A 519-nucleotide genomic window follows, 5' to 3' on the forward strand; every position below is an offset into this window, starting at 1 on the left:
GCAGCAAGGTGCTGACGGTGCGGGTCAGCACCGAGGACATGGAGCGGCTGGACGCCCTGGCGGGGGAGCTGAACCTGAGCCGGGCCGACACGGCGCGGCGGGTGCTGCTCTACGCAGCGGGCGTCTACCACATCGAGCCGCCGGAGGCGGGCGAGATCGCGGAACTGACCAAGGAGGTGTCCGCGATCGGGCGGAACGTGAACCAGGTGGTGCGGGCCATGAACGCGGCCGTGCAGCGCGGGCAGAAGATCCCCCGCCTGCAACTGGACCAGTTAGCCCACCAGCTGCACCAGATCGCCCGGGACAACGACAAGACCCGCAGCCTCATGGTTCGCCGCGCGCAGCAGCAGCGGGCGCATGTGGATCAGATCATCGAGGCTATGAAGGGCGGCGAAGAAGCCGCACCATTGGATTGAACAACTACAATTATTTTATTTTATGACCCCTAGTGCCGAGTGGAGCATCGGATGAATCTTCACCTTTGTAGATTGTTCAAGTTGGATTGTGGGAAGCGGTTTT

At 62.4% G+C, this 519-nt stretch carries 1 protein-coding gene; it reads left to right on the forward strand.

Going from position 1 to position 519, the window contains the following annotated elements:
- Window positions 1–416 (forward strand): ribbon-helix-helix protein, CopG family (locus CK240_RS18040; RefSeq protein WP_135059007.1); only part of this gene is annotated, 416 nt, incomplete at its 5' end.
- Window positions 417–519: the final 103 nt, after the last annotated feature.

The organism is Paracoccus salipaludis (assembly GCF_002287065.1).
GTDB classification, from domain to species: Bacteria; Pseudomonadota; Alphaproteobacteria; order Rhodobacterales; family Rhodobacteraceae; genus Paracoccus; species Paracoccus salipaludis.